This is a genomic window from Streptomyces sp. NPDC007189, assembly GCF_040703635.1.
Classification (GTDB): domain Bacteria; phylum Actinomycetota; class Actinomycetes; order Streptomycetales; family Streptomycetaceae; genus Streptomyces.
The window spans coordinates 88,504-100,962 of record NZ_JBEYEY010000016.1; the positions used below are offsets into that span (position 1 = coordinate 88,504).

Here is a 12,459-nt window from a genome sequence, read left to right on the forward strand (position 1 = left end):
GACCTGTGTCCAACTGCCGAACAGCGAAAGGGGACTTGTCCGGTACGGAGGCATCGCCGAATTCCGCCGCCCACGCATGTGGCCCGGTCCCGCAGGGGACCGGGCCGATGGGCCGCAAGGTGCTTTCCGGCGAGACGGCGTGCTGCCACCGCTCCACCGGAGCCCCCGCCCCCGTCAGGGGGCCACGGCGCGGCCTGTCTGCGGCGAGATCCTGCCGGCGCACAAGCCCTTGCTCGCCAGCACCTGTGCGATGCGGGGGATCGCCGCGAGCGTGTTGGCGGGCCACTCGTGCATCAGGATGATCTGGCCGTTGGTGAGCCGGGCGTTGGCCTGCACGATCGCGTCCGTGCTCGCGCCGTTCCAGTCCTGCGAGTCGATGTCCCAGATGACCTGTGTCAGGCCGTACTTGGCCTCGACCCCCTGCACGGTGGCGTTGGTCTCGCCGTAGGGGGGACGGAACAGTTGCGGAGTTCCGCCGCCCGCACTGGCGATGGCCTGCTGGGTGCGGGAGATCTCGGAGTCGATCTGCGACTGGCTCAGCTGGGTCAGGTGCGGATGGGTGTAGCTGTGGTTGCCGACCCACATGCCGGCGTTGATCTCGGCCCGCACCTGGGACGGGTAGGCCGCGGCGTACTGGCCCTCGTTGAACAGGGTGGCGCGCAGTCCGTTCTGCCTGAGCGCGTTGAGCAGGGCCGGGGTGTGGTCGTTGGACGGGCCGTCGTCGAAGGTGAGCCCGACGTATCCGTTGCAGGTCGCGGCGTGCGCCGGTCCGGCGTCGACGGACAGCGTGACGGTGGCGGCCACGGCCGTCGCGGCGGCGGCCAGGGCCATGACGCGGGAACGTGCTGGGGTGCGCATGCGGGGATGGTCCTCCTCGTGTCGGCGTGGTCGGGGCCGGGAGTGGATTCAGCCGTCGCGGAAGCGAACGTCAGCCGCTCACCGTGATGTTGGAGCTGCCGCTGCTCTGGTAGCCCTCGGTGGCGAGGATCATGTAGTAGCTGAAGCTGCCCAGCGGCATGCCGTAGCGCGCCCACGCGTCGAAGTGGTTGCCGGTGGTGATGGTGCCGCCGGTCCGCTTCGACTGCCGGACGCTCCAGTACTGGTTGAAGGTCTTGGTGCCCTCCACGGACGGGGCGTTGTACCGCGTCGTCTCGTAGACGTCGTAGGTGCCGCCGTCGGAGGTGACGGTGCCCTTGTAGGTGCCGGTGGGCCGGTAGGTGCCCCAGTTGTCGACGATGTAGTACTCGACGAGCGGGTTCGAGGTCCATCCGTACAGGGACAGATAGCCGTTGCCGGACGGGTTGAAGCTGCCCGAGTACTGCACGGTCCGGCGCCCGCCGTTGCTCCAGCCCTTGCCGGCGACGAAGTTCCCGCAGTTCGTCCACGAGGTGCTGTAGTTGCCGCCGGAGCCGAGGGTCATGGAGACGGACCCGCCGCCGTCGGTCCAGAACGAGTAGTAGAAGCCGTTGTTGGTGCCGGTCTGGTTCGTGGTGATGGTCGTCGCCGCGTGCGCGGTGCCGGGCAGCAGCAGCCCGGACGCGGAGGTGGCCAGTGCCAGGGCACCGGCGCGGCCGATGAAGCCTCTGCGGCTCATCGAGTGGTCGAACGCGTGGTCCATGTCCATGCTTCCTCCTGTGTGAAGGCCGATGGGCAGACCCGGCAGCGAGATGAAACGGGCGAACTGGCGCCGCTGCGGGGCGTCGAGCGCCAGTGAGTATGCGCCCGGCCCGGAAGGGCGGTCAACGCCTTCGTTTCCGAAACTTCAACGAAAGTCGGGCCATCAGAGCCCCGTCTATTAACGAAACTTTCGCTTGGCGCGGTGCGATGACTCGTCTGACCTCTCATGACTCTTACGGAGGCCTTCTCGGGGTGGTATTCAATCCGCGCCCCGCCCTCGCAGTGTTCGAATGATCGTTACGAAAATTTCGAAGACCCTCAGTCCGGGGTCGGCGGTGCGGTGCTCTGGCGTTCCACGAGATGCGTGGCCAGTTCGATCCGCGAGGCGGACATCTTGGCGTTCTTCGGTTGCAGAAGCATACGGGCCGCTTCCTCGGCCATGCGCTGGAGCGGCTGGTGGACCGTGGTCAGCGGCGGGCTCGACCACTGGGCCGGCGGCACGTCGTCGTAACCGACCACCGACAGCTCACCGGGCACGCTGAGCCCCAGCACCCGTGCCGCCTCCAGGACGCCGAGGGCCTGCAGGTCGCTGCCGGCGAAGATCGCCGTGGGCCGGTCCGGGCGCCGCAGCAGGTCCAGCGCGTGCTCGAAACCGCCCTGGACGTGGAAGTCGCCGAAACGTACCAGCCCGGGATCCGCGTCGATACCGGCCATCGCCAGCGCCGAGCGGTAGCCGTCCAGGCGGGCCAGCGAGCACATCAGGTCCTCGGGGCCGGTGATGATGGCGACGCGCCGGTGGCCCTGGTCGGTGAGGTGCCGCGTGGCGGCCAGACCGCCGGCCCAGTTGGCCGAACCGACGGACGGGACGTCGGGGTCGGGATCGCCGGCCGGATCCACGATCACGAAGGGTATGGCCCGGGAGACGAGCTGCCGCTTCACGTCCTCGGGCAGGGTGGAGAAGACCAGGAGCACCCCCAGGGGCCGGCGGCGCAGCACACCCTCGATCCACTCGGGCCCGGGGGCCTGCCGGGTACCGCTCTCCGTGAGCGCGACGGTCGCGTTGTGCTGCTTGGCGACGTTCTCCACGCCCCGGATGAGCTCCATCGCCCAGACGCTCTCCAGCTCGTGGAACACGATCTCGATGAGGGGCGTCGGCGGCGCGCCCAGCGTGCGCCGGCGGTAGCCGTGGGCCTCCAGGAGATGCTCGATCTTGGCCCGGGTCGCAGACGACACATCCGAACGACCGTTGAGCACCTTCGAAACTGTCGGAAGCGAGACACCGGCTTCCCTGGCCACGGTCGCCAGTGTGACTCTGCGGGCCACCTGGTCTTCTTCGCGCATGGCCGCAGCATAGGCCATGGCGACCGATAACGGTTTGGCCGCGTGGATGCACGACCGTTGACCGATTCTCCTCTGTGCGCCTACTGTCCAGCCGCAGTACTTTCGGCGAGGATGCCGAAACTTTCGGAAGGCGGATGATCATGCGTGTAGGGATGTCCCGGGTGCTCGTCTGTGCCACGGCACTCGCCCTCTCGGCGAGTCTCGCGGCCTGCGGGAACAGCAGCGGGGGAGGCTCGGCGGACGACGGCAGGATCCATGTCCTGGTGTACGGCGACGCCAGCAACAAGGTGGAGAAGCAGATCGTCGACACCTTCAACAAGACCTCGGACGTCAAGGCCGTCCTCGACACCATCCCCGGCGCCGACTACCAGCAGAAGCTGCAGACGATCATCAGCACACCGAAGGCGCCCGACATCTTCTTCAACTGGGGCGGCGGCAGCATCCAGCCGTTCGTCAAGGCCGGGCTGCTGATGCCGCTGGACGACTTCGTCAAGAAGGACCCCAGCCTGGACGACAAGTTCCTGCCCGCCGTCTTCAACAGCGCCGTCGTCGACGGCCACCCCTACGGCGTCCCCATGCGCGGCACCCAGCCGGTCCTGCTGTTCAACAACAAGAACGTGCTCGACAAGGCGGGCGTCAAGCCGCCCCAGACCTGGGACGAGTTGCTCGCCGCGGTGAAGAAGCTGAAGTCCGCGGGCGTCACGCCCATCGCCCTCGGCGGCGGCGACCAGTGGCCGACCCTCATGTGGTTCGAGTACGTCTACGACCGGATCGCCGGACCGGGCCTGTTCCAGAAGGCCCTCGACGGCGACAAGAACGCGTGGGCCGGTGCGGACAGCAAGAAGGCGCTCGGCATGCTCAAGCAGCTCGTGGACGCCGGGGCCTTCGGCAAGAACTACGACTCGGTGAAGTACACCAACGGCGCCTCGCCCGCGCTCGTCGCATCCGGCAAGGCCGGCTTCGAGCTGATGGGCTCCTGGTACTACGCCCAGCAGCAGCAGGACGCCAAGGACTTCGCCGCCAAGGGGCTCGGCTACACCGCGTTCCCGACCGTCCCCGGCGGCAAGGGCGACACCTCCGACGTGGTCGGCAACACCAACAACTTCTACTCCGTGCTGAAGCGGACCAAGCACCCCGACGCCGTCGCCAAGTTCCTGAAGCTCATGTACTCGGACGAGTTCGTCAAGGCCCAGCTGGCCATCGGCAACCTGCCGACGACGACCAACACCCCGAAGTTCCTCGACCAGTCGGCGAGCCCCGCGTACTCCCGCTTCCAGTACGACCTCGTCGCCAAGGCCAAGTCCTTCCAGCTGTCGTGGGACCAGGCCTACCCGCCGGCGGCCAACACGCCGATCCACCAGGCCGTCCAGCAGTTCTTCGACGGACAGATCGACGCGGACGGCTTCATCAAGGCCATGCAGGCCCTCCCCGCCGAGTGACACCCCTCATGAGCACACAGACCACCAGTGCTCCGCCCGCCGCCGTGGCCCCCAAGCGGGCCCGGCGCCGGCCGGAGGAAACCCGCGCCGCCCGCGGCACGCGCCCCACCTTCCTCTGGGCGCTGCCCGCGACCGTCTTCTTCGCCCTCTTCGCCATCGTCCCGCTCGTCGTGGTGGCGGTGCTGTCCTTCATGAGCTGGAACGGCCTGGGATCACCCCGGTTCGTCGGCCTGGACAACTGGCACCGCATCCTCGACGACCCGGTGATGATCAAGAGCATCTGGCTCACCCTCCTGCTCACCACCCTGGGCGTGGTCCTGCAGACGCCGCTGAGCATCGTGCTCGGAGTGTGGGCCGCCGGGCACCAGCGCAACCGCGCGGTGCTCTCGGCGATCTACTTCGTCCCGCTGCTGCTGTCCTCCACCGCGGTGTCGGTGCTCTGGCGGGCGCTGCTCGACCCGAACTTCGGCATCCCCGCACGGATGACCTGGCTGTTCGGGGACGGCAACCTGTTCGGCAAGCAGGCCACCGCCATCGGCGTGCTCGCCTTCGTCAGCACCTGGCAGTTCACGCCGTTCCACACGCTCATCTACCAGGGCGCCGCCCGCGCCGTACCGCAGGTGCTGTACCAGGCGGCCGAGATCGACGGCGCGGGACGCTACCGCCAGTTCTTCCACATCACCCTGCCCCAGCTGCGCAACTCGATGATCACCTCGATGATCCTCATGGTCGTCGGCGGGCTCACCACGTTCGAGACGGTGCTCATCCTCACCCAGGGCGGCCCCGGCAGCGACACCACGATCAGCGCCTACTACATGTACCAAAAGGCCTTCCAGGGCTTCGACTTCGGCGCGGGCTCGGCCATCGCGCTCTGCCTGGTCGTCGCGGCCACGATCATCTCGCTGATCGTCGTCCGCGTCTCCGGCTACGACAAGATGCGCAGCGACATGGAGGGTGTCTCATGAGGCGACGCCCCAACTACCTGGCAGGAGCGGGCTCGATCGTCTGGCTCGTCCTGGTCGGCCTGCCGCTGTACGTGATGCTCGCGGCGACCCTGCGCACCCGGCAGGACTACGCCACGAACGGGCCGCTGTCCTTCCCCCACGACTTCACCCTGCACAACTACACCTCGGCCTTCGACTCGGGCTTCGGCCGGTACTTCCTCAACACCATCATCGTCACCGTCTGCGTCGTCGGCGTGGTGCTGCTGCTCGTACCGCCGCTCGCCTACGCGATCGTCCGCAGCCGCAGCCGGGTCACCTCGCAGATCTTCCGGCTGTTCCTGCTGGGCCTGGCCATCCCCGCCCAGGCGGTCATCGTCCCGATGTTCTACCTGATCAGCGAAGCCGGCCTGTACGACAACCTCCTGGGCATCATCCTGCCCACCGCCGCGTTCTGCCTGCCGATGTCGGCCCTGATCCTCAGCGGCGCCATGCGCGACATCTCCTCGGAGCTGTTCGAGGCCATGACGGTGGACGGAGCGACCCCGCGGCGGATGTTCTTCCAGCTCGTCGTCCCGCTCTCGCGCGGCGGCCTGTCCACCATCGTGGTGTTCTCCGCGCTGCAGGCCTGGAACGGCTTCCTGTTCCCGCTCGTCCTGACCCAGTCCGACTCGGCCAAGGTGATCACCCTGGGTCTGTACAACTTCCAGACCGAACACGGCATCGACATCCCCGGCCTGCTGGGCGCCGTGATGCTGTCGATGGTGCCCGTCCTGCTCGTCTACCTGTTCGCCCGCAGGGCCCTCGTCCAGGGCCTGATGGGCGTGGGAGGAAAGTGACCGCCAACGTGGCCGTAGAGACCACCCCCGAAGCCCCTGTCTGGAACGACCCCACCCAGGACATCGCCGTCCGTGTGTCCGCGCTGATCGACGCGATGACCCTGGACGAGAAGATCGCCCAACTGTACGGCGTGTGGGTCGGCGCCTCCGCCGAGGGCGGCGAAGTCGCCCCGCACCAGCACGACATGGAGGAGGCCGTCGACCTCGACGCCCTCCTGCCCGCCGGCCTGGGACAGCTGACCCGCCCCTTCGGCACGGCACCCGTCGACCCCGCGCTCGGCGCGCTGTCCCTGGCGCGCACCCAGAAGCGGATCACCGCGGCGAACCGCTTCCGCATCCCCGCTCTGGCACACGAGGAGTGCCTGGCCGGCTTCGCCACCTGGGGTGCCACCGCCTACCCCGTGCCCCTGTCCTGGGGCGCCACCTTCGACCCGGACCTGATCCGCCGGATGGCCGCCGCCATCGGCCGCGACATGCGGTCCGTGGGCGTCCACCAGGGCCTCGCCCCCGTCCTCGACGTGGTCCGCGACGCCCGCTGGGGCCGCGTCGAGGAGACCATCGGAGAGGACCCGTACCTGGTCGGCAGCATCGGCACCGCCTACGTCCAGGGCCTGCAGTCCACCGGCGTCGTCGCCACCCTCAAGCACTTCGCCGGCTACTCCGCCTCCCGCGCCGGCCGCAACCTCGCGCCCGTCGGCATGGGCCCGCGCGAGCGCGCGGACGTCGTCCTGCCGCCCTTCGAGATGGCGCTGCGCGAGGGCGGAGCGGACTCCGTCATGCACGCCTACACCGACACCGACGGCATGCCCTCGGCGGCCGACGAGGACCTTCTCACCGGGCTGCTGCGCGACACCTGGGGCTTCGAGGGCACGGTCGTCGCGGACTACTTCGGCATCGCCTTCCTCAAGACCCTGCACGGACTCGCCGGTGACTGGGCGGAGGCCGCGGGCAAGGCCCTGCGCGCCGGCGTCGACGTGGAACTGCCCACGGTGAAGACGTTCGGCGCGCCCCTCGCCGAGGCCGTCGCGGCGGGCCGGGTGCCCGAGGCGCTCATCGACCGCGCCCTGCGCCGGGTGCTCACCCAGAAGGCCCGGCTCGGCCTGCTCGACGCCGGCTGGGACCCGGTCCCGGCCGCGCTCGCGGGAGCCGACCCGGACGACCCGGAGACGCTGCGCGGCACGATCGACCTGGACTCGCCGGCCAACCGGGAACTGGCCCGCACCGTCGCCGAGGAAGCGGTCGTCCTGCTGGCCAACGACGGCACCCTGCCCCTTGACCGGCCCCGCCGCATCGCCCTGGTCGGCCCCAACGCGACCGAGGCCACGGCCGTGCTGGGCTGCTACTCCTTCCCCCAGCACGTCGGCGTGCACCACCCGGAGACACCGGCCGGCATCGACCTGCCGACCCTGCACGACGCCCTCCGGCACGAGTTCCCCGACGCCGAGTTCACCGTCGTACGCGGCACCGGCGTCGACGACGGCGACGTGACCGGCATCGACGAGGCCGTGCGCGCCGCGCGCGAGGCCGACGTCATCATCGCCGCCCTCGGAGACCGCGCGGGCCTCTTCGGACGCGGAACCAGCGGCGAAGGCTGCGACAGCGAATCGCTGACCCTGCCGGGAGCCCAGCAGCACCTGCTGGACGCCCTCCTCGACAGCGGCACACCGGTCGTGACCGTCCTGCTCGCCGGCCGGCCCTACGCGCTCGGCCGCGCCGTGGAGGAGGCGGCCGCCCTGGTGCAGTCCTTCTTCCCCGGCGCCGAGGGCACCGCCGGCATCGCCGGAGTGCTGAGCGGCCGCACCAACCCCTCCGGGCGGCTGCCCGTCAGCGTGCCGCGCGGCTCCGGCGCTCAGCCCGCCACCTACCTCGGCGCCCGGCTCGCGCAGGCCAGCGATGTCTCCAACATCGACCCCACAGCGGCCTTCGCCTTCGGCCACGGACTGTCCTACACGTCCTTCCACTGGAGCGAACTGACGGTCGAGCAGGCGGAGGCGGACACCGGCGGCGAGTTCTGTCTCGCCTTCACCGTCCGCAACACCGGGGAACGGCACGGCACCGAGGTCGTGCAGCTCTACCTGCACGACCCCGTCACCTCCGTCGTCCAGCCCGTGCAGCGCCTCGTCGGCTACACCCGGGTGCCGCTGGCCCCCGGCGAGAGCCGCCGGCTGCGCGTGACCGTGCCGGCCGACCTCGCCTCCTTCACCGGCCGCGACGGACGACGCGTGGTCGAACCGGGCGAACTGCACCTGCGCCTGGCGGCGTCCAGCACGGATGCCCGCCTGACGGCGACGGTCACCCTGACCGGCCCGGAACGCCACGTGGACCACACCCGGCGGTTCCACGCGCGCTTCGAGCAGGAGACGGATCAGCGGCCCGAACCGCAGACGGGAGCCGCCGGCTGAGACACCGGGTCTCCTCCCGCGCATGGCCGGTCCCTTGGAAGCCGACAGAGGGGAACGGCCATCGCGCGTACGGCACGCATGGCGCCCTCGCAGACCGACGTCGCTAGGCACCCCTGCTCGGAGCCCGGCTGAACGCCGACGGCACCGAGGTGCAGATGCCGGACGACCTCCGGCGCCCCGCTGCCTCCGATCATGACGGACGGCACGGACACCGGCGGTCGCCGCGGTCCGAAGGCTCAAGGGCCTGCCGGCGGGCGGCGGCAGCCCCGGCGAGCGGCTCTGTGGCAGGATCAGCGAGGTGTCCGTATTCGACAAGCTGCAGATCAAGCCCGGCCAGAGCGTCGTCGTGCTGGGCAAGCCCGACGACGTCCAGCTGGAGGCCGAGGCCGGCGCCGACCCGGCCTCGGCCGACGCGGTGCTCGCCTTCGTCACCACCTCCGCCGACCTTTCCGGCCCGGACGCGCAGGCGGCGCTCGCCGCCGCGCGGCGCGATGCCCTCGCCTGGGTGGCCTACCCGAAGGGCGGGAAGCTCGGCACCGATCTGAACCGCGACACCCTGGCCGCCGCGCTGTCCGAGCGGGGCGTGCGGCCCGTGCGGCAGATCGCCATCGACGACACCTGGTCGGCGCTCCGGTTCCGCCCCGGCGACTGATCTCCGGCACTCCCGGCCGCCCGCCGAGAGCGGCCGCCGAACCGGCCGCTGCCGGGACGCCGACGACCAGACGATCCCGAAGGGCGCCAACTCACCCCGCGGCCAAAGCGGTTCGCTCCGTCCCTTCCTCCGACGGCGCCCCGCTCTCCTGCGCCGTACGCCCGCGCAGCGCGGTCACCGCCAGCAGGGCCGAGAAGAGGGCGGCCGCGCCGCACACCACGAAACCGATCGCGTAGCCGTGGCCGAGGGCGTCCAGGGCGTAGGCGCGGGCCGCGCCCGGCGGGGAGGCGGCGGGGACGGAGTTCAGGGCGAGAGGGCCGCCCTCCTTCAGCACCTCGTGCGCCGCCGCCCGTGACTCGGCGTTCAGGGACGGCGAGCCGGCCAGTGAGGAGGTCACCCGGGAGGCCGCCTGGCTCAGCGCGACCGCGCCGATGACCGCGGGCCCGAGGGTGAAGCCGAAGTCGCGCAGCAGGTTGGTCGCCGCGCTCGCCATGCCGGCCAGCGGCAGCGGCACGGTGTTGACCGCGGTCGCGGTGATGGACGACACCGTGAAGGCGAAGCCGATGCCGACCAGGCCGAGCGGCAGGATCAGCGAGGTCAGGTGCCCGTCGCCGACGTCGAGCGCCGCGGCCAGGAAGTCGCCCGCGGCGATCAGCGCGAGACCGGTGGAGAGCAGCGCCCGTGCCGGCAGCCGGTGCAGCAGCCGGGACGTCAGCGGGGTGAGCACCGGGGTGATGCCGTTGAGTAGCAGGAACGCGAAGGCCGTGCGCATCGGGCTCTGGTGCTGGATGGGGCCGAGCCGGATGCTCGCCGCATACGCCGTGCCCAGGAAGCTGAACATGCCCACGACCGCGACGACCGACGCGATCGCGAAGGAACGGTTGCGGAACAGGTCCAGCCGCAGCAGGGGCGAGCGGGCCCGGCTCTCGGCGGCCACGAAGAGGCCCAGGAACACCGCCGCGATCACGAACGCGACGACCACCGGAGCCGAACCCCAGCCGTCCGCCGGCCCCTGGATGACGGCGTACAGCAGCGCGAAGAGTCCGACGCCGATGGTGACCTGGCCGCCGATGTCGAGCGAACGGCCCTCGGGTGAGCGGGAGTTGGTGGCCAGCCGGAGACTGACCAGGGCGCTGACCGCGGCCAGTGCGGCCACCACCACGAACGCCGACCGCCAGGAGCCGTAGGTGCCGGTGATGCCGCCGAGCAGCGGGGCGAGGAACCCGCCCGCCGACAGGCTGGACGCCCATACGGCGATGGCGCGGGCGCGCTGCGGGCCGGTGTGCGTGCCGGCCGCGATCATGGCGAGCGAGGTCGGGAAGAGCGCGGCGGCGCCGAGGCCGGCCAGCGCCTGCCCCGCCCACAGCTGGTGGATGCCGGAGGCGCTCGCGGCGACGGCCTCGCCCGCGCACAGCAGCCCCGCGCCGCCGACGAGGAGCTGCTTGCGGCCGAAGAGGTCCCCTAGCACTCCGAAGGTGAGTTCCAGGACGGCGACGGGCAGCAGGAACGCGTCGGAGATCCAGGTGAGTTGGGAGCCGACGGGGTGGAGGTGCTCCTGGAACAGGCCGTTGAGGGTGGCCGGTATGGCCAGCCCGATCTGCGCGAGGCAGACGGCGAGACAGCCGGCGACGAGCGTGCCGAGGGGGAGAGAACCGCGCGGTGCGGCGGATGCGTCGGACATGACAGGGTCCCAACGTCAGGGGCGGGTGGGGAGCGCCGGGCGGTCGCGGCCGACCGTCAGGCGGGCCGGGCGGTACGGGACGTACGCCGCCCCGTCCAGGCCCAGGGCGGAGGCGGAGCGCTGGAGCGCGGCCGGGGTCGCGGCGTCGTCCCAGTGGCCGGTGGCGACGCGGTGGTCGAGGGCGTGCAGGGCGGCCACGGTCTCGGCCGTGGTGAACGTGCAGTGGCCCTGCCGCTCCACGTAGGCCTGCCGCAGCAGCGCGCCGTCCCCCGCCGCGCGCACCCGGTCGCCGAACCGCCGCTCCTGCTCGACCGGGACGAGATTGTCGGCGACCGTGTGCACGTCCAGCAGCGGCACGGCGAGGCCCTGACCGGCGGACGAGGTGCGCTGCGCGGCACGCACCGCGGCGGGGTCGGCGGTGATCGAGGCGCCCCGGGTGAGGGACACCAGGTCGGCGCGCAGGTCGAGCCCGGCCGCCCGGTACAGCGCGCGGACCTGCGGGGCGTGCGCGGAACCGGCGAGCAGGCGGCCGTAGTCGACGCCCCGGTTCCAGGAGTTGTCGCCGCCGGCGGACTGCTCGACGGCGTACCGGCCGCCCTCGACGAAGGACAGGATGCCCTGCGCGAACCACGCGTACTGCTGTTCCTCCTGGCCCGCCCAGTCGGCCGGCGCGGGCCGGTCCTGGCCGGGCGCCCAGGCGGGCAGGTTGAGGAAGGCCGCGGCGAGCGCGATCCGGGCGCGGCCCTGCGGGGTGTTCTGGGCGGCGGTGACGGCGTCGGTGAGCTTCTTGGCGGTGGCGGCCGCGTCGTCGGCGGAGCCGAAGCGGACCAGGCCGACGTCCTGCCCGGGCAGGAGCAGCCGGGCGAGGGTGTACTCGGCGTCGAGCTGGTAGTTGTCCAGGTCGGTGCCGCCCGCGACCAGCCCGCACAGGCCGAGCGCGCCGTCGACCCGGCCGGCGCCGTCGCGGGCGATCTGCGCGTTGACGAGCCCGCCCATGGACTGGCCGACGGCGAGGGTGCGCCGTGGGCTGCCGATCTTGGCGGTGACGGCGTCGAGCGTCGCGAACTGGTCGCGTTCGGCGCTGTTCAGGGCCCACATCGAGCCATGGGGGTCGTACGACGACCCGGCCATCGCATACCCCTCGGCGAGCAACTCGGTGCGTACGGCGTCGGAGGGGGCGTCGTTCGCGACGGTGGGGCCGAAGCCGTGGCTGAACAGCAGCAGGGTGCCGTTCCAGTGGGCGGGAACGTCCGCGATCCAGGCGGCGCCGTCGGCGAGGGTGCCGGTGAGGTGAGTGGTGGTCCCGGTGTCCGCCTGGGCGGCGGGTGCGGGGAGGGCGGTGAGGGCCGCGGACGCCAGTGTGGCGAGGGCGGTCAGGGCGATGCGCAGACGGGTCCGGGGAGTCCGGGCGCGGGTGCTGGCGGGCATGGAGGTGGCTCCTCGAGGCGGTTGCGGAGCGGAGACCTGGCAGATGCTCAGTGCACTGAATGAAGGTGGGGAAAAATGTAGGGCTGTTTTCTTGCGGCCGTCAATAGAGTGCACAACAT

General features: G+C 71.1%; 9 protein-coding genes and 1 pseudogene. 5 read left to right on the forward strand and 5 right to left on the reverse strand.

Features of this window, described 5'->3' with window-relative positions:
• Nucleotides 1-152: 152 nt before the first annotated feature.
• From AB0950_RS29250 to AB0950_RS29260, 3 genes and pseudogenes are all read right to left on the reverse strand, one after another.
• Nucleotides 153-858: pseudogene (locus tag AB0950_RS29250) on the reverse strand (polysaccharide deacetylase family protein); the annotation flags it as partial.
• 70 nt (nucleotides 859-928) lie between these two features.
• Complete coding sequence (locus AB0950_RS29255; protein ID WP_360151572.1) at nucleotides 929-1,624, reverse strand: glycoside hydrolase family 11 protein; 696 nt, start codon at nucleotides 1,622-1,624, stop codon at nucleotides 929-931.
• Between the two features lie 311 nt (nucleotides 1,625-1,935).
• Nucleotides 1,936-2,958 (reverse strand): LacI family DNA-binding transcriptional regulator, encoded by a 1,023-nt coding sequence (locus AB0950_RS29260; protein ID WP_360569765.1) that lies wholly within the window; start codon nucleotides 2,956-2,958, stop codon nucleotides 1,936-1,938.
• Between the two features lie 152 nt (nucleotides 2,959-3,110).
• On the opposite strand from AB0950_RS29260, the gene AB0950_RS29265 reads away from it, so the two are divergent.
• The 5 genes from AB0950_RS29265 (at nucleotide 3,111) to AB0950_RS29285 (ending at nucleotide 9,231) form a co-directional block, all read left to right on the forward strand.
• The gene (locus AB0950_RS29265) at nucleotides 3,111-4,397 is read left to right on the forward strand and encodes an extracellular solute-binding protein (protein WP_360152079.1); all 1,287 of its coding nucleotides are present in this window, start codon (nucleotides 3,111-3,113) and stop codon (nucleotides 4,395-4,397) included.
• Between the two features lie 8 nt (nucleotides 4,398-4,405).
• Nucleotides 4,406-5,362 (forward strand): sugar ABC transporter permease, encoded by a 957-nt coding sequence (locus AB0950_RS29270; RefSeq protein ID WP_360151578.1) that lies wholly within the window; start codon nucleotides 4,406-4,408, stop codon nucleotides 5,360-5,362.
• Nucleotides 5,359-6,177: a carbohydrate ABC transporter permease gene (locus AB0950_RS29275; protein WP_360151581.1), complete on the forward strand. Its 819-nt coding sequence runs from the start codon at nucleotides 5,359-5,361 to the stop codon at nucleotides 6,175-6,177. The genes AB0950_RS29270 and AB0950_RS29275 overlap by 4 nt, the downstream gene beginning before the upstream one ends.
• Nucleotides 6,174-8,579 (forward strand): glycoside hydrolase family 3 N-terminal domain-containing protein, encoded by a 2,406-nt coding sequence (locus AB0950_RS29280; protein WP_366779764.1) that lies wholly within the window; start codon nucleotides 6,174-6,176, stop codon nucleotides 8,577-8,579. Before AB0950_RS29275 ends, AB0950_RS29280 begins: the two co-directional genes overlap by 4 nt.
• 298 nt (nucleotides 8,580-8,877) lie before the next feature.
• Nucleotides 8,878-9,231, forward strand: coding sequence for a hypothetical protein (locus tag AB0950_RS29285; protein WP_360151587.1), 354 nt, complete (start codon nucleotides 8,878-8,880; stop codon nucleotides 9,229-9,231).
• 91 nt (nucleotides 9,232-9,322) lie between these two features.
• On the opposite strand, the gene AB0950_RS29290 is transcribed toward AB0950_RS29285, so the two are convergent.
• Nucleotides 9,323-10,912 carry an MFS transporter gene (locus AB0950_RS29290; RefSeq protein WP_366779765.1) on the reverse strand — a complete coding sequence of 530 codons (1,590 nt, stop codon included), beginning with the start codon at nucleotides 10,910-10,912 and terminating at the stop codon, nucleotides 9,323-9,325.
• A gap of 15 nt (nucleotides 10,913-10,927) precedes the next feature.
• Entirely contained in the window at nucleotides 10,928-12,340 is a 1,413-nt protein-coding gene (locus AB0950_RS29295; RefSeq protein ID WP_360151593.1) for an alpha/beta hydrolase, read from the reverse strand.
• Nucleotides 12,341-12,459: the final 119 nt, after the last annotated feature.

Coding starts and splice junctions, on each gene's coding strand:
- AB0950_RS29255 (WP_360151572.1), bottom strand. CDS start 1,624: ATGGACATGGACCACGCGTTCGACCACTCGATGAGCCGCAGAGGCTTC.
- AB0950_RS29290 (WP_366779765.1), bottom strand. CDS start 10,912: ATGTCCGACGCATCCGCCGCACCGCGCGGTTCTCTCCCCCTCGGCACG.
- AB0950_RS29295 (WP_360151593.1), bottom strand. CDS start 12,340: ATGCCCGCCAGCACCCGCGCCCGGACTCCCCGGACCCGTCTGCGCATC.
- AB0950_RS29260 (WP_360569765.1), bottom strand. CDS start 2,958: ATGCGCGAAGAAGACCAGGTGGCCCGCAGAGTCACACTGGCGACCGTG.
- AB0950_RS29270 (WP_360151578.1), top strand. CDS start 4,406: ATGAGCACACAGACCACCAGTGCTCCGCCCGCCGCCGTGGCCCCCAAG.
- AB0950_RS29275 (WP_360151581.1), top strand. CDS start 5,359: ATGAGGCGACGCCCCAACTACCTGGCAGGAGCGGGCTCGATCGTCTGG.
- AB0950_RS29265 (WP_360152079.1), top strand. CDS start 3,111: ATGTCCCGGGTGCTCGTCTGTGCCACGGCACTCGCCCTCTCGGCGAGT.